This is a genomic window from Cardiobacterium hominis (assembly GCF_900637305.1).
GTDB classification, from domain to species: Bacteria; Pseudomonadota; Gammaproteobacteria; order Cardiobacteriales; family Cardiobacteriaceae; genus Cardiobacterium; species Cardiobacterium hominis.
In genome coordinates this window covers 190,441-211,786 of the sequence record NZ_LR134365.1, presented here as the reverse complement: position 1 = coordinate 211,786, position 21,346 = coordinate 190,441, and the positions used below count along the sequence as shown (strand labels likewise).

Annotated in this window: 21 protein-coding genes, 1 pseudogene and 1 CRISPR repeat array; of the genes and pseudogenes, 17 read left to right on the top strand and 5 right to left on the bottom strand. The window is 62.4% G+C overall.

Annotated elements, in window-relative coordinates; genetic code table 11:
- The first annotated feature begins 56 nt into the window (after window positions 1-56).
- The gene (locus tag EL199_RS00945) at window positions 57-269 is read left to right on the top strand and encodes a hypothetical protein (RefSeq protein WP_004141221.1); all 213 of its coding nucleotides are present in this window, start codon (window positions 57-59) and stop codon (window positions 267-269) included.
- A 109-nt stretch (window positions 270-378) separates the two neighbouring features.
- Window positions 379-582, top strand: a complete 204-nt coding sequence (locus EL199_RS00940) for a glycine zipper 2TM domain-containing protein (RefSeq protein ID WP_004141223.1) — start codon at window positions 379-381, stop codon at window positions 580-582.
- 110 nt (window positions 583-692) lie between these two features.
- Here the strand turns inward: EL199_RS00940 and EL199_RS00935 are convergent, their stop codons facing one another.
- A complete protein-coding gene (locus EL199_RS00935; RefSeq protein WP_004141225.1) occupies window positions 693-2,282 on the bottom strand; it encodes a peptide chain release factor 3 in 1,590 nt (529 codons plus the stop codon).
- Window positions 2,283-2,386: 104 nt separating this feature from the next.
- Between EL199_RS00935 and fabG the strand changes: the two genes are divergently transcribed.
- From fabG to fecE, 5 genes are all read left to right on the top strand, one after another.
- Complete coding sequence (fabG, locus tag EL199_RS00930; RefSeq protein ID WP_004141233.1) at window positions 2,387-3,148, top strand: 3-oxoacyl-ACP reductase FabG; 762 nt, start codon at window positions 2,387-2,389, stop codon at window positions 3,146-3,148.
- Window positions 3,149-3,245: 97 nt separating this feature from the next.
- Window positions 3,246-3,749, top strand: coding sequence for an HdeD family acid-resistance protein (locus EL199_RS00925; RefSeq protein ID WP_004141236.1), 504 nt, complete (start codon window positions 3,246-3,248; stop codon window positions 3,747-3,749).
- Window positions 3,750-4,244: 495 nt separating this feature from the next.
- Entirely contained in the window at window positions 4,245-5,696 is a 1,452-nt protein-coding gene (locus tag EL199_RS00920; protein WP_004141237.1) for an iron chelate uptake ABC transporter family permease subunit, read from the top strand.
- Entirely contained in the window at window positions 5,693-6,649 is a 957-nt protein-coding gene (locus tag EL199_RS00915) for an iron chelate uptake ABC transporter family permease subunit (RefSeq protein WP_004141239.1), read from the top strand. Before EL199_RS00920 ends, EL199_RS00915 begins: the two co-directional genes overlap by 4 nt.
- A complete protein-coding gene (gene fecE, locus EL199_RS00910) occupies window positions 6,649-7,455 on the top strand; it encodes a Fe(3+) dicitrate ABC transporter ATP-binding protein FecE (protein ID WP_004141241.1) in 807 nt (268 codons plus the stop codon). The genes EL199_RS00915 and fecE overlap by 1 nt, the downstream gene beginning before the upstream one ends.
- Before the next feature lie 83 nt (window positions 7,456-7,538).
- A CRISPR array of direct repeats spans window positions 7,539-8,482; the repeat unit is 36 nt; unit sequence GTCGCAATCCCTTTGGAGCAGGGACGGTTTTTCAAT.
- A 367-nt stretch (window positions 8,483-8,849) separates the two neighbouring features.
- Here the strand turns inward: fecE and pdxK (EL199_RS00905) are convergent.
- The 3 genes from pdxK (EL199_RS00905) to fbp all read right to left on the bottom strand — a co-directional run bounded on the left by pdxK (EL199_RS00905) (window position 8,850) and on the right by fbp (window position 12,119).
- The gene (gene pdxK, locus EL199_RS00905; RefSeq protein WP_004141245.1) at window positions 8,850-9,680 is read right to left on the bottom strand and encodes a pyridoxine/pyridoxal/pyridoxamine kinase; all 831 of its coding nucleotides are present in this window, start codon (window positions 9,678-9,680) and stop codon (window positions 8,850-8,852) included.
- A 377-nt stretch (window positions 9,681-10,057) separates the two neighbouring features.
- Entirely contained in the window at window positions 10,058-10,909 is an 852-nt protein-coding gene (locus EL199_RS00900) for a C40 family peptidase (RefSeq protein ID WP_004141246.1), read from the bottom strand.
- 184 nt (window positions 10,910-11,093) lie between these two features.
- Window positions 11,094-12,119: a class 1 fructose-bisphosphatase gene (fbp, locus tag EL199_RS00895; RefSeq protein ID WP_040355170.1), complete on the bottom strand. Its 1,026-nt coding sequence runs from the start codon at window positions 12,117-12,119 to the stop codon at window positions 11,094-11,096.
- Window positions 12,120-12,227: 108 nt separating this feature from the next.
- Here fbp and EL199_RS00890 point away from each other — a divergent pair, with 108 nt between their 5' ends.
- On the top strand, window positions 12,228-12,566 hold the full coding sequence (locus tag EL199_RS00890) for a zinc ribbon domain-containing protein YjdM (protein WP_004141248.1): 339 nt from the start codon (window positions 12,228-12,230) through the stop codon (window positions 12,564-12,566).
- A 2-nt stretch (window positions 12,567-12,568) separates the two neighbouring features.
- Entirely contained in the window at window positions 12,569-13,333 is a 765-nt protein-coding gene (locus tag EL199_RS00885; protein ID WP_004141249.1) for a YggS family pyridoxal phosphate-dependent enzyme, read from the top strand.
- 178 nt (window positions 13,334-13,511) lie between these two features.
- On the opposite strand, the gene EL199_RS00880 is transcribed toward EL199_RS00885, so the two are convergent.
- Entirely contained in the window at window positions 13,512-14,432 is a 921-nt protein-coding gene (locus tag EL199_RS00880) for a transferrin-binding protein-like solute binding protein (protein ID WP_040355172.1), read from the bottom strand.
- A gap of 200 nt (window positions 14,433-14,632) precedes the next feature.
- Here EL199_RS00880 and pdxK (EL199_RS13590) point away from each other — a divergent pair.
- From pdxK (EL199_RS13590) to EL199_RS00840, 8 genes and pseudogenes are all read left to right on the top strand, one after another.
- Window positions 14,633-14,878, top strand: a pseudogene (gene pdxK / locus EL199_RS13590) (pyridoxine/pyridoxal/pyridoxamine kinase); the annotation flags it as partial.
- Window positions 14,879-15,075: 197 nt separating this feature from the next.
- Entirely contained in the window at window positions 15,076-15,717 is a 642-nt protein-coding gene (locus EL199_RS00870; RefSeq protein ID WP_004141252.1) for a phosphoribosylanthranilate isomerase, read from the top strand.
- Complete coding sequence (gene trpB / locus EL199_RS00865) at window positions 15,698-16,894, top strand: tryptophan synthase subunit beta (protein ID WP_004141253.1); 1,197 nt, start codon at window positions 15,698-15,700, stop codon at window positions 16,892-16,894. The genes EL199_RS00870 and trpB overlap by 20 nt, the downstream gene beginning before the upstream one ends.
- Before the next feature lie 7 nt (window positions 16,895-16,901).
- Entirely contained in the window at window positions 16,902-17,783 is an 882-nt protein-coding gene (gene trpA, locus EL199_RS00860; RefSeq protein WP_004141254.1) for a tryptophan synthase subunit alpha, read from the top strand.
- Window positions 17,780-18,754 carry an acetyl-CoA carboxylase, carboxyltransferase subunit beta gene (gene accD, locus EL199_RS00855; RefSeq protein ID WP_004141255.1) on the top strand — a complete coding sequence of 325 codons (975 nt, stop codon included), beginning with the start codon at window positions 17,780-17,782 and terminating at the stop codon, window positions 18,752-18,754. Before trpA ends, accD begins: the two co-directional genes overlap by 4 nt.
- Window positions 18,751-20,004 carry a bifunctional folylpolyglutamate synthase/dihydrofolate synthase gene (locus tag EL199_RS00850; RefSeq protein ID WP_004141256.1) on the top strand — a complete coding sequence of 418 codons (1,254 nt, stop codon included), beginning with the start codon at window positions 18,751-18,753 and terminating at the stop codon, window positions 20,002-20,004. Before accD ends, EL199_RS00850 begins: the two co-directional genes overlap by 4 nt.
- Window positions 20,001-20,603 carry an SPOR domain-containing protein gene (locus tag EL199_RS00845; RefSeq protein WP_004141258.1) on the top strand — a complete coding sequence of 201 codons (603 nt, stop codon included), beginning with the start codon at window positions 20,001-20,003 and terminating at the stop codon, window positions 20,601-20,603. The genes EL199_RS00850 and EL199_RS00845 overlap by 4 nt, the downstream gene beginning before the upstream one ends.
- A 37-nt stretch (window positions 20,604-20,640) precedes the next feature.
- Window positions 20,641-21,294: a CvpA family protein gene (locus EL199_RS00840; RefSeq protein WP_040355175.1), complete on the top strand. Its 654-nt coding sequence runs from the start codon at window positions 20,641-20,643 to the stop codon at window positions 21,292-21,294.
- The last annotated feature ends 52 nt before the right edge of the window (window positions 21,295-21,346 follow it).

The window sequence follows — 21,346 nt, the reverse complement described above, 5'->3', positions numbered from 1 at the left end:
GCGCCGCGATAGCGCTATAGTCATGCCCCGCTTTTAACCACCCATAGGAGTTTCCCATGCAAAAAACAACCCTGCTACTACTTGCCTTCGCTGCCGCGCTTACCGCCTGCGACGACAAACCGAAAACGGCGCCTGCGCAGCAATCCTCCGCGCGCGAAGACAATCCGCTGCTCAAATACCAAGACGAAACCGTCAACAAGGCGAAGAAACAAATCGACGCGGGCGTGCAACAAACCCAACAGCAACTGGACGCGGTGGACAAGCAATAATCCAGCTACGGCGACGACTTGCCGGAAAGTAAGGCTTTGTTCAGGCGATTTTCGTGGCCGCTATGCCATACTGCGCCCGCACACAAGTGCTGACTCACAGGAGAAACTCATGAAATCTGTAATTGGCAAAGCCATCCTGCTACTCGCGCTGGGCGCATCGCTCGGCGCATGCAACAGCCTGACCCCGGCGCAACGCAACACCGCTATCGGCGCTGCTGTTGGCGGCGCAGCGGGCAGTATGATTGGCGGCGATACCGGCGCGATTCTCGGCGGTGCCGCCCTCGGCGGTGTCATCGGCAGTCAGGTTCGCTGATTCGCCTCTGTCTCCCGGCTCTCGACCGCCTGCTTTGCAGGCGGTTTTTTTGTGCCTCATATGAAAACGCCGCCAGGGTCATCCTGCGGCGTTTTTTATCGTGGTGCGCTTTATGCCAAATGGTCGCGGGTGGCGGCAAAGCGGATGTCGGGGTGGCGTTCCTGCGTCAGTTGCAGATTGACGCGGCTGGGGGCGACGTACACCAGCTGGCCGTAGTGGTCGTGCGCGAGGTTCGCCTGGTTTTTGTCGGTAAAGGCTTTCAGCGCCTTGTCGTCCGGCGCTTCTACCCAGCGCGCGGTGGCGACGTTCACCCCTTCAAATTGGCAATCGACGTTGTATTCGCTTTTCAACCGCTCTTTGACGACGTCAAATTGCAGCACGCCGACCGCGCCGAGGATGAGGTCGTTGCCAATTAGCGGCTTGAAAAACTGGGTCGCGCCTTCTTCGCAGAGTTGTTCCAGCCCTTTCAAGAGCGCCTTCATTTTCAGCGGGTCTTTCAGGCGGACGCGGCGGAAGAGTTCCGGCGCGAAGTCGGGAATGCCGGTGAATTGCAGTTCTTCGCCTTCGGTGAAGGTGTCGCCGATGCGGATGGTGCCGTGGTTGTGGATGCCGATGATATCGCCAGCGACGGCGGTGTCGATGTGTTCGCGCTCGGCGGCGAGGAAGGTGAGCGCGTCCGGGATTTTCACGTCGCGCGCGAGGCGCACCTGGCGCAGTTTCATGCCCGGGGTGAAGGTGCCGGAGTTGATGCGCATGAAGGCGATGCGGTCGCGGTGTTTCGGGTCCATATTCGCCTGGATTTTGAAGACGAAGCCGCTGAATTTTGTTTCTTCGGGCGCGACGGTACGGGCGGTGGTGGCGCGGGCGCGCGGCGGCGGCGCGTACCGGGCAAAGCCGTTCAGCATTTCGCGCACGCCGAAGTTGCCGATGGCTGAACCGAAGTACACCGGCGTCAGTTCGCCTCTGAGGTAGGCGTCGTGGTCGAAGGGGTTGCCCGCTTCGCGCAACAGCTCGATTTCATCACGGAAGGCGGCGATGCTGTCCGGCAGCAGTTCGTCGAGGCGCGGGTTGTCGAGTCCCTCCACTTCTTCGCCGTTATTGACCAGCGCGCCTTTGCCCGGCTCGTAGAAATAGACTTTGTCTTCAAGGAGATGGTACACGCCGCGCAGGGTGCGCCCCATGCCGATCGGCCAGGTGACGGGGGCGCAGCGGATTTTCAGCACGTCTTCCACTTCGTCGAGCAGGCTCATCGGCTCGCGTCCTTCGCGGTCTAACTTGTTGATAAAGGTGAAGATGGGCGTATCGCGCAGGCGGCAGACTTCCATCAGCTTGATGGTGCGCTCTTCCACGCCCTTGGCGCAGTCAATGACCATCAGCGCGGAGTCCACCGCGGTCAGGGTGCGGTAGGTGTCTTCGGAGAAGTCTTCGTGGCCGGGGGTGTCCAGCAGGTTGATGACGCGCCCCTGGTACGGGAACTGCATCACCGAGCTGGTGACGGAGATGCCGCGCTCCTGCTCCATTTTCATCCAGTCGGAGGTGGCGTGGCGCGCCGCCTTGCGCCCTTTGACCGTGCCAGCGAGCGCGATGGCGCCGCCGAAGAGCAGCAGTTTTTCGGTGAGGGTGGTTTTGCCCGCGTCGGGGTGGGAGATGATGGCGAAGGTGCGGCGGTCGCGGTAGTCGTTGGAAAGGATGTCGCTCATGGGATTTTGGCTATGAAAACAAGGGCGCGGATTGTAGCGCAATCGCCGGGCGGGGCGGCGCTTTTTGCGCTATCCTCACCGCAGTTTTCAACTGGAGAACGCTCATGGAACTTTTTTCGTTACAGGGTCAAACCGCACTCGTCACCGGCGGCGCGAAGGGCATCGGCAAGGGCATCGCCACCGTGCTGCGCCGCGCGGGGGCGGAAGTCATCATCGCCGACATTGACCGCGAACACGGCGAAGCGACCGCCGCCGTACTGGGCGGGCATTACCAGCCGCTGGACGTGCGCGTGCAGGACAGTTGCCGCGCCGCCATCGCCGCTGCCGTCGCCCGCTTTGGCGCGCTGGACATCCTCTGCTCCAACACCGGCATTTTTCCGCAAAAAACACTCGCTGAAATGAACGAAGCCGACTGGGACGAAACGCACGGCATCAACCTCAAAGGCACGTTTTTCATGGTGCAGGCGGCGGCAGAAGCGATGCGCCCGCGCGGTTACGGACGCATCGTCATCACCTCGTCCATCACCGGGCCGGTGACCGGTTTCCCCGGCTGGAGTCATTACGGCGCGAGCAAGGCGGGGCAACTGGGCTTCATGCGCTCGGCGGCGCTGGAATACGCACGCTTTGGCATCACCATCAACGCCGTCATGCCGGGCAACGTCCTGAGCGAAGGCTTGCAGGCGCAAGGCGAAACTTATCTTGCGCAAATGCGCGCCGCCATCCCGACGCACACCCTCGGCACGCCAGCGGACATCGGCTACGCCGCCTGTTTTCTTGCCAGCCGCGAAGCCGCCTACATCACCGGGCAGACGATCATCATTGACGGCGGGCAAATCCTGCCGGAATCGGCGGAGGCGCTGCTGTAAGTGAAGGCAAAAACCCCGCTGCGGCGGGGTTTTTCGCTGTGCGGAGCACTGCCCCACCGTGCTATAATGCCCGTCCCTTCGATCACAGGAAATAACCATGAAAAACACAACCCTTTGCTACCTCGCTGGCGGATTGTCGCTTCTCGGCGGCATCCTCGCGCTTGCCAACCCCTTCGCCGCCAGCCTGACCGCGACCGTACTCGCCGGTTGGAGCTTTATCGCCGTCGGCACGCTGATGCTCATCGCCGCCAACCACCCGCTTGGCTTCCATCTCGCCGTGTTCCTCCTCGGCCTGCTGGCGCTGGCGCTTGGCGTGCATCTTGTCTTTGACCCGCTGCGGGGCGTGGTCTCGCTCACCGCCGCCGTCGGCAGCCTGCTGCTGGTCGCGGGCATCCTCCGCATCAGCGCCGCGCTGCGCCTCTACGGCTATTTTCGCGGCACGCTGCTGGTTTCCGGTTTGCTCTCGTTCGTCCTCGCCGTGCTGATTTTTGCGGATTTCCCGCAATCGGCAAACGTCATCCTTGGCCAGTTCCTCGCCATCGAACTGCTCTCCAACGGCATCTCGCTCATCGCCCTCGGTATGGCGCGCAGTCGCTATTGAGCGCATAACGACGCCCGCAAAAAGCCCGCCAATATGGCGGGCTTTTGTTTGGCTATACCATTCCGCCGTGAACCTTTGCAGGTTGCGTTAAGAGCTGTTTACAATTGAAAAATTCCCCTAGCGCGTGTTTGCTCTCCCCTTCAGGGCAAAGCCCGTAGGGGCGGTTAGGACGAAGTCCGTAACCGCCCGAACGATAGTAATTGGTCATAACACGATGATTTTGCGCGTAGGTTGGGTTAGCGCGCAGCGGAGCTATAGGGAGCTATAGCGATACACGCAAAGTTCCGTACAAGACGCACCGCGGAAGACTGTACGCGGTTGTACAGCGCGGGTTCCTCTAAAATAACGGCTTCGCCATTTTTTAGAGTGCCCGGTCAAGCGGCGCAACACCGTATGAGGTTTTCGGTGGACGGCTATATTTGTCGCCTTTGCCGCATCGCCGCCGCAATCCACCTATACTGCGCGCCGTTTTGTTCCTTTCAACCCGTACTGCCCATGCCCACCGCCCTTCGCCGCTGGCTCGCCGCCGCCGCCATTTACACCGACCGCCGCGCCATCACGCTTTTCCTGCTCGGCATCGCCGCCGGGCTGCCGTTCCTCCTCATCTTTTCCAGCCTTTCCATCTGGCTGAACGAAGCGGGCGTGGCGCGCGATACCGTCACCCGTTTCAGTTGGGCGGCACTCGCTTATTCCTTCAAGTTCGTCTGGTCGCCGCTGGCCGACGCCCTGCCGCTGCCGCTTTTGACACGCACATTGGGGCGGCGCCGCGCCTGGCTGCTGCTCGCGCAATGCGGGGTCATTGCCGCCATTTGCCTGATGGCGCTGATTGACCCGGCGCGGCCAGGGGCTTTGCCGCAGATGGCGCTGGCGGCGGTGTTGCTCGGCTTTTCCTCGGCGACGCAGGACATTGTCATTGACGCCTACCGCATCGAGATTGCCCCCCATGACGCGGCGATGCAGGCGGCGACGGCGGCGAGTTACACCGCGGGCTACCGCTGCGGCATGATTCTCTCCGGCGCGGGGGCGCTGCTGCTCGCCGGATTTTTCGGCTCCACCGCGCTGGTGTATCACTACCCCGCCTGGCGCTCGACCTATCTCATCATGGCGGCGCTAATGGGCATCGGCATCGCCACCACGCTGCTGGTGCGCGAACCGCCCGCCGTTGCCCGTACCGCGCCGCGTCCGCCGGGCGACAACCTGCGGCTGTTGGCACTCTTTGCCGTCACCGTCGCCGCGCTCATCGCCGCTTATCGCGCGCTGGATGCGCTGCCCGCCGCCAATGGCGGGATACTGGCACTGTTACGGGAAACGCTGCGCCTCGCGGGCGGGCTGGCTGCTGCCGTGTTGGCAGGAATGCTGCTGGTGCGTACCGGACTGGTGCGGCGTGAGCTGGCGTGGCAGACGTGGCTTGAGCCGCTCGCCGATTTCTTCCGCCGCTATGGCCGCGCCGCGCTGCTGCTGGATGAGGCGCAAGCGGGCAGCGTCATGCGCTGGCTGGCGGGCAGTCTGAGCAATCTCACCTGGTCGCAACTGCACCAGTTCTGGCCGTGGGTGCTGTTGCCCATCCTGCCGCTGCTCTGGCTGATGCCGAAGCTGAACCTGCTCCGCCTTTCCGACGACGCGGCGCAGTCGCTCGGCCTTTCCGTGCGCCAACTGCGCGGCATGGTGAACGTCATCGTCCTCCTCTGGGTCGGCGCGAGTGTCGCCATCACCGGCCCCATCGCCCTTATCGGCCTGCTGGTGCCGCATCTGGCCAAATTCTGGATTGGCTACGACTTGCGCCTCGCCGTGCCGATGAGCGCGTTGCTCGGCGCGCTGCTCTTGGTCGCCGCCGACGTGCTGGCCATCCACCTCGCCCACCCGGCGCAACTGCCCGCCGGTGCGGTGCTCGCCATCATCGGCGCGCCCTGCTTCGTCCTGCTCGCCAAACGCCGGAGCGACACATGAACCACCCCAAACGCCAACTCCTCATCCTCGGCGCGCTCGTCATCCTCGCCTTCTACGGCGCGCTCGCCTTCGGCACCAAAACCCTGACGCCCGCCGAAATCTGGCACGGCTTCCTCGCGCGCGACTTTGACATCTGGCAATACCGCCTGCCGCGCGCCATCCTCGCCATCTACATCGGCGCGGCGCTCGCCCTCTCCGGCACCATCATCCAGGGCATCATCCACAACCCGCTCGCCTCGCCCGACATCCTCGGCATCAACCACGGCGCGAGCCTCGCCGCCGTCCTCACCCTCACCTTCATCAGTAACCTGCCGCTGTGGGCATTGCCGCTCGCCGCCTGTCTGGGCGCCGCGGCCGCCTTCGCCATCCTGCTGGCGCTCACCCGCAAAAACACCGGGCCGCTGCAAATGGCGCTGATTGGCGTCGCCCTCTCCGCGCTCTACGCCGCCATCGCCGACTACCTGCTGCTCACCTGGCCGCAAAACCTCAACACCGCGATGGTCTGGCTTACCGGCAGCCTCTGGAACCGCTCCTGGGTCTTCGTCCAGATTGCCGTGCCCGTTCTTACCCTGCTGCTGCCGCTCGCATTATTCGCCAGCAAAACCTTCGACCTCCTGACCCTTGGCGACCAAAAAGCGGCGACCCTCGGCGTCAGCGTGCGTGCGCAGCGCAACCTGCTCCTGGCGCTGGCCGTCGTCCTCGCCGCCGTCGCCGTCTCCGTCGCCGGGCCCATCACCTTCCTCGGCCTCGTCGCGCCGCATCTGGCACGCAAACTCGTCGGCGGCCGCCACATCGTCCTCCTGCCCGCCGCACTGCTCACCGGCGCGCTCATCCTGCAAGTGAGCGACATCGCCGTGCGCAGCATCCGCCCGCCGCTCGAACTGCCGGCAGGCATCTTCACCGCCCTCATCGGCGCGCCCTACTTCTTCTACCTCCTCCGACGGAAACTCTAATGGCACTGCACATCCACAACCTGCACAACGGCTACGGCGACGCCAAAATCCTGCGCGGCATCACCGCCACCCTGCCCGCAGGCAAAATCACCGCGCTCATCGGCCCGAACGGCTGCGGCAAATCCACCCTGCTCAAAACCCTCGCCCGCCTGCTGCCACCGCAAAGCGGCGACATCACCCTCGACGGCGAAGCCATCTACCACATGAGCCCGCGCCGCTTCGCGCGCCGCCTCTCGCTCCTGCCGCAGCACCACATGGTGCCGGAAGGTATCAACGTGCGCACCCTCGTCGGCTACGGCAGAAGCCCCTACCTCAACCTCTGGGGCCGCCTCGGCAAAGCCGACCTGGACATCGTCGCGCGCGTCATGGCGGCCACCCACACCGACACGCTCGCCGACAAGCGCGTGGACGAACTCTCCGGCGGCCAACAACAGCGCGCCTTCCTCGCCATGACCTTGGCGCAGGAAACGCCGTACCTGCTTCTGGACGAACCGACCACCTACCTCGACCTCAACCACCAAATCGCGCTGATGGACATGATGCGCGCCCAACAAGAAAAAGGGACGACCGTCATCACCGTCCTGCACGACCTGAACCAGGCGGCGCGCTACTGCGACCACCTCATCGTGCTGAAAGCGGGGCAACTCGTTGCCGAAGGCAGCCCGGCGGAAGTGCTGACCCCGGCGCTGCTCGCCGACGTCTTCGCGGTCAATGCCGCGCCGTACACCTGCCCGGTCAGCGGCAAACCGATGTGCATCGTCAAAGAAAGCGCGCTGGAGGCGCAGGCGGAAGCGGCAGGGAGATGACCTGAACCCGCCTGCGAAACCTCGCCGCGCATCCAACGCGCGCATCACCGATAAAAAAATGCCGACGAATGTCGGCATTTTTTATGGAAAACCCTTTGGAGCAGGGACGGGTTTCTAATCCAAAATCCAAGCAAGAAGCCGCCCATGTCGGGACGGCGAGGTCGTAATCCCTTTGGAGCAGGGACGGTTTTTCAATCGATACCTCAAATCAATGGGCAAGCCCACAGGGGTCGCAATCCCTTTGGAGCAGGGACGGTTTTTCAATATATGCAGATTTATATAACGTTTTTCGCAGTCGTCGTCGCAATCCCTTTGGAGCAGGGACGGTTTTTCAATCAGGTGTACGCATCGCGCAGCGCGAGGAATGCGAGTCGCAATCCCTTTGGAGCAGGGACGGTTTTTCAATTTTTCTTTTTCTAAAACAGGAGAAAACCCATGGGTCGCAATCCCTTTGGAGCAGGGACGGTTTTTTAATTGATGGAACTGATCGAAGAACGCCAACAAATCGTCGCAATCCCTTTGGAGCAGGGACGGTTTTTCAATGATTTTGCCGAGAATACACCCCGCCCGGTGTTTGTCGCAATCCCTTTGGAGCAGGGACGGTTTTTCAATTTATATCGCGGATGCTGATGATGTTCTTGAGAAGTCGCAATCCCTTTGGAGCAGGGACGGTTTTTCAATATCTGCGCGTCTTGCAAAGCGCAGCCGGTTACGTCGCAATCCCTTTGGAGCAGGGACGGTTTTTCAATAATTTTCGCACTGCTATCAATTGCAGCTTTAGCGTCGCAATCCCTTTGGAGCAGGGACGGTTTTTCAATGAATATTGGGCTTACTATAAAGAAGTTCACTGAGTCGCAATCCCTTTGGAGCAGGGACGGTTTTTCAATCCGATGTCCGACGGGACGTGGTCGACCTGCGCAAGTCGCAATCCCTTTGGAGCAGGGACGGTTTTTCAATGTTATGTTGATTTGACCGAAGTGATGTCAGCGGTGTCGCAATCCCTTTGGAGCAGGGACGGTTTTTCAATAGCGAGGTGTGTTTTTCTTTTTTGTTTTTAGGTTATTAGAAGGGGGTTTTCCAACTTTTGTAATCTGCAAAAAGTTGGGCTTTATCATTCGGATTTTGTTGGGGATTGTTATGGGATGTATTTTAGCAGTTTTTTGAGGGGTATTGGTTTTTTGTATGCACCGCTTAAGCGCTGTTTGTCATTTGTTTTGGATGTGGTTGCAACGTTGTTATTTGTGGTATTTCAGGATGCCAAGCTGTAAAACGTGCTGTTTTAGCGCGCACTCCTTTTCTCTCTTGCTGCGCAAGTATGGTTTGCGCAGCAAGAGAGGGGAGAGGGGGCTATCGGCGGTTTTCCCGTTTCTGTTTTCTATGGTTCTTGGGGCGAGTTATTGCGGCGGGAAGCGCAGCTCGCCGCTGTTTTCTGCGGCGGTATAGCGCAGGGCGGCAACCACCCAGTCGCCCGCGCTTTGTACGGCGTCGGCAAGCGCTGCGCCATTGAGCAAGGCGGCGGTGAGCGCGGCATGGAAGGCGTCGCCCGTGCCTTTGACGTCGCTGTCGATGCGCGGATGGCTGCTTTGTGTGACGTGTTCGGCGGTGACGATGAGGTTGGCGATTTCGCCGTCTTTGGCGCCGGGGCTGCTGGTGACGATGACGGTTTTCAGGCGCGCGCCGAGCAGGCTGCGCGCGGCGGCGACGGTCGCGTCATAGTCGTCGGTCGGACGCTGGCTCAGGTAGCCGAGTTCGTAGTGGTTCGGCGTGATGAGGTCGGCGCAGGCGACGAGGCGGTCGCGGTAGCTGGCGGCGAGTTCGGGGCGCACGTAGAGGCCGCTGTCGTGGTCGCCCAGTACCGGGTCGATGCTGATGTGCAGCTGCGGGCGGCGCGCTTTTTCGCCGTCCAGCCAGTCGGCGAGGATGTCTGCCTGTTCGGCGCTGCCGAGGTAGCCGAGGATGATGGCGCGGGTCGATTCAAGTGCGCGGCGGCGTTCGAGGTCTTTGAGGTAGCCGGCAAACCAGTCGGCGGGGATGGCGCCGCCGTGGATGGTGTCGTAGTGCGGGGTGTTGGAGTAGAGCACGGTCGGCACGGCGGTGGCGCGGATGCCGTGGCGGGCGAGGGTTGGCAGCGCGGCGTTGTTGCCGACGGTGCCATAGACGACTTGCGACTGGATGGAGATGACGTCCAGCGGCAGCGGGTTGCGGGCGGCGTAGTCGAGGGTCATGTGGGTTTCCTTTTTTGTTGTTGGGTTATCGGGATGGGCACGGGCAGCACCAGGGCGTGTTGGCAATTGAGACATCCCCCTCCCCTGCAGGGCGAAGCCCGCAGCGGGCGGGTACCCATGCAAAATGCGTCCGCATTTTGCATGGGGCCCGGGGGAGGGTCGGGGCTCCCCTTGAAAAAGGCGTCCGCCTTTTTCAAGGGAACCCGGGGAGGGGGTGAGCAATCATTGATGAACCAAAATTCCTGTTTTTCAATTGATTGCTGCCCTCACCCCAACCCCTCTCTCACTGCGTGAGCTGTTCCAGTCCCAGAGGGACAAGCATTGCTCGCGTAGCGAGAGAGGGGCTTGGCCGTCGAATTATCAACAGCCCCTAGGGTTCAGTCAAAGACGTGCACGAAGGGTTTTTTCGCGTCCCAGCGGTAGATGTTCAGGCGGTATTTGTCGCCCATGGTGTCGCGGTAGCGGGCGAGCGCGTCGGCGAGGTTTTCGGCGACGACGTGCATGTGGTGGCCGCTGGCGTGGATGACGGTGTAGGGGTCGTTCGCCAGCATGACGTGGCCGGGCAGGTAGAGCAGGTCGCTGCGCGCCAGGTCTTCCAGTTTGATGGTTTTGTGGTGCGCGCGCAGGTATTTTTCTTGCAGGTCGCTGTCGCGCGGGATGTTGCATCCGGCGCGGCGGTAGCTCCATTGGGCGAGCGCCGAGCAGTCAAGTCCCGCCATGCCGCGCCCGCCCCAGACGTAGCTGCGCCCGATTTGGCTGCGCGCCGCGCTGACCGGGTCGGTGAGTTCGTGCGGCAGGCTGGTGTGGCGGCGGTGCAGCCAGCCGCCGTCGTGCAGTTGCAGGTAGTCGCCGTCTTCGCCGATGATTTCGAGGCAGGCGTCCGGCGGCAGGGCGGTCAGCCAGGTGCTTTTGAGGTCGGGCGCGGCGGTGACGGGGGCAACGGCGATGGTGGTGTGCGTCCAGTGCGGTTCGCTGTTGTGCGGCTCGGTGGCTGCCGCGTCAATCCAGCCGCTGTAGTGGTCGCGTAGGGATTGGGTGTGCAGCCAGCCGTCGCGCGCGTCCAGAATGCGCAGCGGTTCGCCGTAGGTGTATTGGCTCAGGCGCGCGCTCGTGGCATCCGGTGCGGCGTGCACCCAGGTTTCGGGCTGGCGGATGCGGGCATAGCCTTGGGTTTCTCCCGCCGGGTAGAGGCGGGAGTCGTTTTCGCTTTGGACTTCGATGTCGTACATGGTTTGCTCCTTGTCGCGCGGGGGATGTGCCTCGCGACGGCGCTGTCAGGCAGAGCAACGCACGTCGCGGGGCGCGGCATTGTACTGTTTTGTTGTCGCTGTAGCGGTTCGTCCGGGCTTCGCCTCCTTGCGTTTTATACATACACCGGAGCGCTCAGGGTGTATGTATATGGGCGGATGGCGCTTACTGCGCGGGTTTGCGCTCCGGATCGGGGTTGTCGCGAATCATCTCCATCACTTTGCCGACCATGTTTTTGGAGCCGACGTAAAGCGGCACGCGCTGGTGCAGCGAGGTCGGCTGGATGTCGAGGATGCGGCGGTAGCCGTCGGTAGCGCTGCCCCCCGCCTGTTCGGCAAGAAACGCCATCGGGTTGGCTTCGTAGTTCAGGCGCAGTTTGCCGTTGGGGTAGCTGCTGCCGGAGGGGTACATATAGATGCCGCCTTTGAGCATGTTGCGGTGGAAATCGGCGACGAGCGAGCCGATGTAGCGCGAGGTGTAGGGGCGCTTGGTGTCTTTGTCCGCTTCCTGGCAGTATTTGATGTATTTTTTCACGCCGAGCGGGAATTTGAGGTACTGCCCTTCGTTGATGGAGTACATGGTGCCGTCGTCCGGGATGCGGATGTTTTCGTGCGAGAGGCAGAAGATGCCGAGCGAGGGATCGTAGGTGAAGCCATTGACGCCGTTGCCGGTGGTGTACACCAGCATGGTCGAGGAGCCATAGACGACGTAGCCCGCCGCCACCTGGCGGTTGCCCGGCTGCAAGAAGTCTTCGAGCGTGACCGGCGTGCCGATGGGGGTGACGCGGCGGTAGATGGAAAATATCGTGCCGACGGCGACGTTTACGTCGATATTGGATGAGCCGTCGAGCGGGTCGGTGAGGACGATGTATTTGGCGTTGCGGTTCTTCTCGCTCTGGAAGGCGATGAAATCTTCTTCTTCTTCCGAGGCAAAACCGGCGACGTTATCGCGCGCCAAAAAAGCCGCCTTGATTTTCTCGTGCGCGAAAATGTCCAGCTTCTTCTGCGCCTCGCCCTGCACGTTCTCCGAACCGGCCTCGCCGAGAATGTCGTTCACCAGCCCGGCGCGGTTAATATCGCGGTGCAGCACCTTTGCGGCGAGGCGGATGGCGGCGAGGATGCCGCTCAATTCACCTTTCGCCTGCGGGTATTCGGCCTGACGCATGACGATGAACTCACCCAAACTTTGCATAAAAACTCCCAAATATTCACAAAAATCCACAGCGATATTATAACGCCGTATGCGCGGCGCGTGCCATTGCCTTAAAATGCGCGCCCAAAGAAAAAACCGGAGAACCCCATGAGCGAACTGCATTGCCCCAAATGCGCCTGCGACTACTGCTACAACGACGGCGAGATGAACATCTGCCCCGAATGCGCCTACGAATGGCGCGACGGCGATACGGGCGCGGGCGACGATACCCCGGCGGTACTCGATGCTAACGGCGTGGCGCTTGCTGACGGCGACAGCGTCGTCCTTATCAAGGCGCTCAAGCCGAAAGGCAGCAGCCAAACCATCAAACAGGGCACAAAAGTGAAAAACATCCGCCTCGTGCCGGGCGGCGACCACAACATCGACTGCAAAATCGAAGGCTTCGGCGGTATGATGCTCAAATCCGAATTCGTCAAAAAGGCCTGACCATGACCGCACCGCTTTACCCACAGGCGACCACTGCCGCCGAAATCACCGCCAACCTTGCCACCATTCAGGCGCGCATCAACGCCGCCTGCGCCGCCTGCGGCCGCGAGCCCGATGAAGTGCGCCTCCTGCCCGTCAGCAAAACCGTACCCGCCGAGCGCCTGCATTTCGCCTACGACGCTGGTATCCGCCTGCTCGGCGAAAACAAGGTGCAGGAAGCCTACGACAAATGGCAGGCGCTGGCGGATCTGGATGGCCTTAACTGGGCCGTTATCGGCCACCTGCAAAGCAACAAAGTCAAATACGTCGCCCGTTTTGCCGCCGAATTTCAGGCGCTGGACAGCCTGGATATCGCCGAAAGCCTCGACCGCCGCCTGCAACAGGAGGGGCGCAGTCTGGATGTCTTCGTGCAGGTCAACACCTCGGACGAACCGCAAAAATACGGGATGACGCCGGACGCTGCCGACGCCTTCATCCGCGCCCTGCCGCAGTACAACAGCCTGCGCCTGCGCGGCCTCATGACCCTCGCCCTCTTTAGCGACGACCACGCCGCCGTGCGCCGCTGCTTCGTCCGTCTGCGCGAACTGCGCGACCGCCTGCGTGAGACAAACCCCGCCATCGCCGAACTGTCGATGGGCATGTCGGGCGACTTTGAGCTCGCCATCGCCGAAGGCGCGACCACCGTGCGCGTCGGCCAGGCCATCTTTGGCGCCCGCAAGACCCCGGACAGCGAATACTGGCCGGGACTCGCGCCGGAAAACCGTTAATGCACATCTTCGGCCGCCAAGCGGGATAAAACCTGGGCCCGCCAAGCGGGACAAAACCTGGACCCGCCAAGCGAGATAAAACCTGGGCCCGCCAAGCGGCGTAGCTACTGGCTCCGTCAAGAGAAACATTAAAAAAGCCCCTGCGGGCAGGGGCTTTTTGGACAGGCCGAGGCATAAATTATTGTTTTTTGCCGCCAAAGCCGCCCCATACGGTGCTGCCGTCCTGGTCGATGTGGCTGTAAGAGCCGAAGATTTCTTCAGCCAACGGCCCGGCAAAATTACCGCCAATGACGGTTTTTTTCTCGTCGGCGCCGAAGAAGCCGTTGCCGTTGATGTGGGCTTCGGTGATGCTGCCGCTGTGCGACGGGGTTTTGACGCTAAGGTCGAGGGTACCCTTGGCAAAGTCGGCGCGGGCGCTCATCGTGCCGGTCTCGGTGCGCAGGTACTGTTCGTCTTTGTTGTGGAAGTTCAGGATGCTGTCGCCGCTGTAAGTGGCACTGCCGCCGCCCGGCATTTGTGTGGTTTCGTTGCCGCGCACGAAAACCATGCGTTCATCATTCTGGTCAAAGTTAAAGTTGCCGAACTGGATGTAGCGGTAGCTGTTGTCGCTGACCTGGAAGCTGTTGTAGGACAGGTCTTCTTTGCCGTTGATGTTGTTGAAGATGAGCAGGCCACCTTTGTGCTCGCTGGCGGCGAAGGTCGGCAGTTTGATCTGGCCAACGCTGAGGTTGCTTTGGTCACGGATATTGCGGGAAACCGGAGTGCTCAGAATCCCGGTCGTCAAGGTGTAGGTAAAGCCAGTCAGTTCGCCGCTACGGGGAGTGATGGTCAGCGCGCTGTTGTTGGGCTGGTTGTTTTGGTTGTTATTGCCGGGTTGCTGCGGATTTTGCTGGGTATTGCCTGCCTGCTGCGTATTGCCACCGGGCTGCTGGGGGGCGTTACCCGTCTGCTGCGTAGACGGATTGCTGCTGCGGGCGGTCTGGCTGCCATTTATATCGGCAGGCGGCAGGACGGCGCCATCGCTATTGCCACCATTGCTGCCACCACAAGCGCTGAGCAGGGCGAGGGTAAGTGCGCTGAGGACGAAGTGCTTTTTCATGATTTTCCTACGGTTCTGAAATAAAAGGGCGAGCATTATATAGGGGGAAGAGATGGGCTTTGCTGCTTTTTTAACGGGATACCCATGCAGGCTTGCGATAACAGCCCCGTTACAATAACGTTTCTGTTACTGACACATTCCGTGACACAACAATCTTCTCTGGCAGCAGCCTGCCCCTATCCCAAAGACAAAGGAACCCTATGACCCACACCCTCGACTACGCCGCCCGCAACCCGCTGCCGCTGGATGTCATCAGCATCCAGTCACAAGTCGTCTATGGCACTGTCGGCAACAACGCTGCCCTGCCGACACTCGCCGCGCACGGCCTGCGTGCCGCTGCCGTGCCAACCGTCCTTTTCTCCAACACCCCGCACTACGACACGATCCACGGCGGCGCCATTCCCGCCGACTGGTTTGCGGGTTATCTCGCCGACCTCGACCGCCGCCTGCAACAAGAAGGGCGCAGCCTTGACGTCTTCATCCAAATCAACACCTCGGACGAACCGCAAAAATACGGGATGACGCCGGACGCCGCTGCCCCGTGCCGGAGCGGGGCAAATATCTTGTATGGCAATCCACGCAAACCACATCGGGCTTTGCGTGGATTGCCCTATATTTTCCAGCCTTAACCCGCCCTCCCGCTATGCACACCCGAATCAAAATCTGCGGGCTGACCCGCCCCGACGATGTGAAAGCCGCGATTGACTGCGGCGCCGATGCCCTCGGTTTTGTCTTTTATGAACGCTCGCCGCGCCATGTATCGCTCGCGCAGGCGGAGCGACTGCTCACGCTGCTGCCGCCGCTGGTGAGCGCGGTCGGGCTGTTTGTCGATGCGTCTGCGGAAGCGGTGCGCGCGACGCTTGCCGCCGTGCCGCTTGACCAGTTGCAGTTTCATGGCGCGGAATCCGCTGATTTTTGCCGCCAGTTCGGCCGCCGCTGGTTCAAGGCGGTGCCGATGCGCGATTTGCCCGATGCGGCCAGCGCCGCCGCCTGGCTCGCCGCTTATCCTGACAGCAGCGCCTTTTTGTTTGATGCGTTTGGCCGTGCGCAGATGGGCGGCAGCGGCGAGGTGTTTGACTGGTCGTGCCTGCCGCCGACCGACCGTCCCGTCATCCTCGCCGGCGGTTTGCACGCAGGCAATGTCGGCGATGCCATCCGCCGTTTCCGCCCGTTTGCGGTGGATGTGTCAAGCGGCGTGGAAAGCGCGCCCGGCGTAAAGTCCTCTGCTAAAATGCGCGCTTTCATCACCGCCGTAAGGAATGCTTATGAACCCGACTCTCCCTGACGCGCGCGGCTATTTCGGCCGCTTTGGCGGACAGTTCGTCGCCGAAACTTTGATGCAAGCGGTGCTGCAATTGCAGGACGCCTACCGCACCGCGCAGCACGACCCCGCTTTCTGGGCGCAGTTTCGCGCGGAGCTTGCTGATTATGTCGGCCGCCCGTCGCCGCTGTATTTCGCCAAACGCTTGACGGAAAAAGCAGGCGGCGCGGAGATTTGGCTGAAGCGCGAGGATTTGAACCACACCGGCGCCCACAAGATTAACAACACCATCGGCCAGGCGCTGTTGGCGGAGCGCCTCGGTAAACCGCGGCTGATTGCGGAGACGGGCGCGGGGCAGCACGGCGTGGCGAGCGCGACGGTCGCCGCCCGCCTCGGTCTGGAATGTGTCATTTATATGGGGGCGGATGATGTGCAGCGGCAGGCGCCGAATGTCTATCGCATGAAACTGCTCGGCGCGACCGTCGTTCCGGTCAGCGCGGGCAGCCGCACGCTGAAGGACGCGCTGAACGAGGCGCTGCGCGATTGGGCGGCGAATGTGGACAACACCTTTTATATCATCGGCACCGCCGCCGGCCCGCATCCTTATCCGGAGCTGGTGCGCGATTTCCAGAAGGTCATCGGCGAGGAAGCGAAAGCGCAGGCGCAGGCACATTTCGGCGCGCTGCCGGATGCGGTCGTCGCCTGCGTCGGCGGCGGTTCGAACGCCATCGGCCTCTTTTATCCGTTTTATGACGACCCGGTCGCGCTCTATGGCGTCGAGGCAGGCGGACACGGCGTGGAAACCGGCGCGCACGCGGCGCCGCTTACCGCCAACGCCCCGGTCGGCGTGTTGCACGGCAACCGCACTTACGTGATGAGCAATGACGACGGGCAGATTGCGGAAACCCATTCCGTCTCGGCAGGGCTCGATTACCCCGGCGTCGGCCCGGAACACGCCTGGCTGAAAGAAAGCGGCCGCGCGCAGTACGTTGCCATCAACGACGACGAAGCGCTCGCCGCCTTCCACGACCTCTGCCGTCTCGAAGGCATCATCCCGGCGCTGGAATCGGCGCATGCCGTCGCCTACGGCCTGAAACTGGCGCGCGAACTGGGGCGCGGCAAACGCATCATCGTCAATCTCTCCGGCCGTGGCGACAAAGACATCAACACCATCGCCGCGCGCGACGGCATCACCCTGTGAGGCAAACATGATCCGATTCTTCGAACGACTCTTCGCGCCCAAGGCACAAAGCCACGAAGCGCAGCCCGCCCAAAAGCGCGAACGGCTTGCCGAACGCTTCGCCGCGCTCAAGGCGCAGGGGCGCAAGGCACTCATTCCCTACATCAGCGCGGGCGACCCCGATCCGGCGCAGACCGCCGCCGTGCTGCACGCGCTGGTCGCAGGCGGCGCGGACGCGCTGGAGCTCGGCATCCCCTTCTCCGACCCCGCCGCTGACGGCGAAACCATCCAGCAGGCAAACGAACGCGCGCTGGCGCGTGGCGTAACCTTCGCGCAAACCCTCGCCATCGTGCGCGAATTCCGCGCCACCGACCACGACACGCCACTCATCCTGATGGGTTACCTCAACAGCTTCGAGCGCGCCGGCTTTGCCTGCGCCATGGCTGACATCGCCGCCGCTGGTGGCGATGCCGTCATCCTCGTCGATTGCCCGGTAGAAGCGCTCGCCGACTACGACGCCGACCTGAAAGCGAGCGGCATCACCCCCATCATGCTGGTCGCGCCGACCACCACCGCCGACCGCCGCCAGCACATCCTCGCCCACGCTGGCGGCTTCCTCTACTTCGTCTCGCTGCGCGGCGTTACCGGTACACAAGAAGCGCAGGCCGACGCCATCGCCGCCGACATCCGCACGCTGAAAAACGAGACCGACGTCCCCATCTGCATCGGCTTTGGCATCCGCGACGGCGAAACCGCGCGGCAAATGGCAGAACTCGCCGACGGCGTTGTTATCGGCAGCGCCCTGGTTGCCCGTCTGCACGCCGCCTTTGACGCCAAACAACCGCTAGGCGACACCGCCACCGCCTTCATCCGCGACATCCGCGCCCATCTCGACAAGGAGCCAACATGAGCTGGTTCGACAGCCTGATGCCGTCGCGCATCAAAACCCGCAACAAAAACCCCTCCGTTCCCGACGGCCTCTGGAAAAAATGCGACGGCTGCAACGAAGTCCTCTACGCGCAAGACCTCGCCTTCAACCAGCAAGTCTGCCCCAAATGCGGCCACCACATGCGCATCAGCGCGCGCCAGCGCCTGACCCAACTCTTTGACGAAGGCTGCAAAACCACGGAAATCGGCACCGCCCTGCAACCCGCCGACTTCCTCAAATTCAAAGACAGCAAACGCTACAAAGACCGCATCACCCAGGCGCAGAAAAAAACCGAAGAACACGACGCCATGGTCGCCATGAGCGGCCTGCTCTACGACCGCCCGCTGACCGCCGCCGCCTTTGAATTCGACTTCATGGGGGGCTCGATGGGCTCAGTCGTCGGCGAACGCTTCGTACTGGCCGCCGAATACGCGCTGGCAGAGCGCACCCCCTTCGTCTGCTTCTCCGCCAGCGGCGGCGCGCGCATGCAAGAAGGCCTGACCTCGCTTATGCAAATGGCCAAAACCAGCGCCATCCTCACCCGCCTCGGCGACGCCGGACTGCCCTTCATCTCGGTACTGACCGACCCGACCATGGGCGGCGTCTCCGCCTCGCTCGCCATGCTCGGCGACCTCATCATTGCCGAACCGGGCGCGCTCATCGGCTTCGCAGGCCCGCGCGTCATCGAACAAACCGTGCGCGAAAAACTGCCGGAAGGCTTCCAGCGCAGCGAATTCCTGTTAGAAAAAGGCGCGATTGACATGATAGTTGACCGCCGCCAAATGCGCGAAACCCTCGCCGACCTGCTCGGCATGCTGATGAACGAAGCGCCGCTGCCGAAAACCGGCGACGAAGACACGCTGCCGCCCGTTACAACCGTACCCGCCAGCGCCGAAGCCGCAGTCGCGCCCGAAACCGACGCCAGCGAAGCAGAGCCCGCCGAAAAACCATGAAACGCAGCCTGCACGAATGGCTCGCGTGGCAAGAAACCGCGCACGACAAAGCCTGGGATTTGGGACTGCACCGCATCGGCGCCGTCTGGCAGGCGATGGGCGCGCCACGCCTTGCCCGGCACATCATCACCGTCGCTGGCACCAACGGCAAAGGCTCCTGCGTCTGCTGGACCGAAGGCCTGTGCCAAGCGCATGGCGCAAGCGTCGCCAGCTTCTCCTCACCGCACCTCAGCGACTACCGCGAACGCATCCGCTTTGACGGCGCGTGGGTGGACGAAGCCGAACTGATCGCCGCCTTCGAAGCGGTGGACGCCGCGCGCGGCGACATCTCGCTCAGCTACTTCGAATGGTCGGCACTTGCCGCCTTCCACCTCATCGCCCGCCGCCAGCCGCAAGTCGCCGTACTCGAAGTCGGCCTTGGCGGCAGGCTGGACGCGACCAACCTCATCGACGCCGACGCCGCCATCATCACCCGCATCGGCCTTGACCACCAAGACTGGCTCGGCGACACCATCGACAGCATCGCCCGCGAAAAAGCAGGCATCATCCGCCCCGGCCAGCGCGTTTACCTCGCTGACAATCACCCGCCCGCCATCCTCGGCGAACACGCCGCTGCCCTGGGCGCGACCACCTACCGCTACGGCCACGAACTGCAAGTGACAGAACGCCCCGACGGCATCAGCGTCCGCGTCCCCGGCTTTAGCGCCGACCTGCCGCGCCCACCGCTCATGCCCGGCGCGCACCAATACGGCCACCTCGCCGCCACCCTCGCCGCACTGGCGCCGTGGCTGCAACTCGACGCCGCGCGCGTCACCCAGGCAGTGCTGCACACCCAAAACCCGGCGCGGCTGATGCAAATCCCCGGCAGCCCGCGCTGGCTGTTTGACGTCGCCCACAACGCCGACAGCGCCGAAGTGCTCGCCGCCTGGCTGCACGACATGCCGCGTCACGGGCGCTTCATCGCCTTGTGCGGCATGCTGCGCGACAAAGACCACCACGCCATCTACCGCCACCTCGCCCCGGAAATCGACCAATGGATACTCGCCGGCCTCGGCGGGCCGCGCGGCACCGACGTCCAGACCCTCGCCGCGCACGCGCGCGAGGCGGGCATCGCCACGGAAAAATTGCTATCATGCGATGACATTCCCGCCGCATACCATCATGCCCGCACGCTGGCACGCCCGGAAGACACCGTGGTCGTCTTCGGCTCCTTCGTCACCGTCGCCGCCGTACTGGAGAAACACATATGAACGTTTGGACGAAACGCCTGATAGGCCTGCTCATCTTGCTTGTCATCGGTCTCGTCATCTTTGACAACTGGTTCACGCCCGACGTCCCGCCCGCGCTACAACAAGACATCTCGCTGGAAGTGGACGGCGAAAGCCAAACCATCCCCCCGCCGCCGACACCGCCGACCGCTACGCCGCCGCGCGAAGCCGCGCCGCCATCCCAGCCAGCCTTCACCCTCGAATCCCTGGACGAAGACAACAGCGGCCCGCAACCCGTGCTTAGCAACCCCGGCGCCAACAAAAACAAAACACGCGACACAGCCCCCAGCGCGGGCAAAACCGCCGCCAACGACAGCGCACCGCCCGCCCCGGCAGAAAAACCCAAACCGCGCAAAGGCGGCTCCTGGGTACAGGCCGGCGCCTTCAACAGCAAAGAAAACGCCGACAACCTGATGGCACAACTACAAAAACGCGGCTGGCCGGTCGATACCGAACTGGCGCAAGTCAACGGCAAAAGCGTCCACCGCGTCTTCGTCGGCCCGCTCTCGGCGGCGGACGTTCCCACCTACATCGACATCCTCGGCAAAATGGGCGTGAATGCCCGCCAAGTCACCCGCTAACCCCTAAACCACAACCCTCACGGAGAAGAACCTCACCATGAACCTCGAAACCCTGAACTGGATAGACATCGCCCTCGGCGGCACGCTCATCATCTCGGCGCTCGTCGGCCTGATGCGCGGCTTCCTCAAAGAAATCCTCTCGCTCATCGCCTGGGGCGTCGCGCTCTACGCCGCCTGGATACTCGCCGAGCCCGTCGCCAAAACCTACGTCGTCAAATTCCTGCCGGACAGCTACATCGCCTACGTCGCGGCCTTTGGCGGCATCTTCATCGGCGTGCTGTTCCTCATCGGCATCGTCAACCTCCTCATCTCACAAGTGCTGAAAGCGACCGGCCTCGGCTTCCTCGACCGCCTGCTCGGCCTCATCCTCGGCACCGTGCGCGGCGTGCTCATCGGCGCGCTCGTCGTCTTCGCCCTCAAATTCATGGTCGGCACCCCGGACAAACTCGAAATGTGGAAACAGTCCCAACTCGCGCCGTACTTTGAAAGCATGGCAACCTGGGGCTACCAACAACTGCCCGCCGACGCGCACAAATGGATAGAAAACAACCTCAAAGGCGAAAAAACCCAGACGAACAACGCCGCCGCCAAACCGGACCCACAAAGCACCGGCGTCCTGCACGCCGTCCCGGCACAGCCGACCAGCGGCGTAGAAGAGCCGACCCTGAACGGCCTCGAATCCACCCAATAACCACACACAACGGGAGCGCAAGCTCCCGTTAAAATTTTCGCCCGCTTCCTCC

Bases quoted from the DNA above. Each gene is read 5' to 3' on its own strand.
- fabG (WP_004141233.1), top strand. From the start codon at position 2,387: ATGGAACTTTTTTCGTTACAGGGTCAAACCGCACTCGTCACCGGCGGC.
- fecE (WP_004141241.1), top strand. From the start codon at position 6,649: ATGGCACTGCACATCCACAACCTGCACAACGGCTACGGCGACGCCAAA.
- EL199_RS00890 (WP_004141248.1), top strand. From the start codon at position 12,228: ATGAGCGAACTGCATTGCCCCAAATGCGCCTGCGACTACTGCTACAAC.
- fbp (WP_040355170.1), bottom strand. From the start codon at position 12,119: ATGCAAAGTTTGGGTGAGTTCATCGTCATGCGTCAGGCCGAATACCCG.
- EL199_RS00935 (WP_004141225.1), bottom strand. From the start codon at position 2,282: ATGAGCGACATCCTTTCCAACGACTACCGCGACCGCCGCACCTTCGCC.
- EL199_RS00925 (WP_004141236.1), top strand. From the start codon at position 3,246: ATGAAAAACACAACCCTTTGCTACCTCGCTGGCGGATTGTCGCTTCTC.
- EL199_RS00915 (WP_004141239.1), top strand. From the start codon at position 5,693: ATGAACCACCCCAAACGCCAACTCCTCATCCTCGGCGCGCTCGTCATC.
- EL199_RS00920 (WP_004141237.1), top strand. From the start codon at position 4,245: ATGCCCACCGCCCTTCGCCGCTGGCTCGCCGCCGCCGCCATTTACACC.
- EL199_RS00850 (WP_004141256.1), top strand. From the start codon at position 18,751: ATGAAACGCAGCCTGCACGAATGGCTCGCGTGGCAAGAAACCGCGCAC.
- trpB (WP_004141253.1), top strand. From the start codon at position 15,698: ATGAACCCGACTCTCCCTGACGCGCGCGGCTATTTCGGCCGCTTTGGC.
- EL199_RS00945 (WP_004141221.1), top strand. From the start codon at position 57: ATGCAAAAAACAACCCTGCTACTACTTGCCTTCGCTGCCGCGCTTACC.
- EL199_RS00840 (WP_040355175.1), top strand. From the start codon at position 20,641: ATGAACCTCGAAACCCTGAACTGGATAGACATCGCCCTCGGCGGCACG.
- EL199_RS00900 (WP_004141246.1), bottom strand. From the start codon at position 10,909: ATGTACGACATCGAAGTCCAAAGCGAAAACGACTCCCGCCTCTACCCG.
- EL199_RS00845 (WP_004141258.1), top strand. From the start codon at position 20,001: ATGAACGTTTGGACGAAACGCCTGATAGGCCTGCTCATCTTGCTTGTC.
- pdxK (WP_004141245.1), bottom strand. From the start codon at position 9,680: ATGACCCTCGACTACGCCGCCCGCAACCCGCTGCCGCTGGACGTCATC.
- trpA (WP_004141254.1), top strand. From the start codon at position 16,902: ATGATCCGATTCTTCGAACGACTCTTCGCGCCCAAGGCACAAAGCCAC.
- EL199_RS00880 (WP_040355172.1), bottom strand. From the start codon at position 14,432: ATGAAAAAGCACTTCGTCCTCAGCGCACTTACCCTCGCCCTGCTCAGC.
- EL199_RS00940 (WP_004141223.1), top strand. From the start codon at position 379: ATGAAATCTGTAATTGGCAAAGCCATCCTGCTACTCGCGCTGGGCGCA.
- EL199_RS00870 (WP_004141252.1), top strand. From the start codon at position 15,076: ATGCACACCCGAATCAAAATCTGCGGGCTGACCCGCCCCGACGATGTG.
- accD (WP_004141255.1), top strand. From the start codon at position 17,780: ATGAGCTGGTTCGACAGCCTGATGCCGTCGCGCATCAAAACCCGCAAC.
- EL199_RS00885 (WP_004141249.1), top strand. From the start codon at position 12,569: ATGACCGCACCGCTTTACCCACAGGCGACCACTGCCGCCGAAATCACC.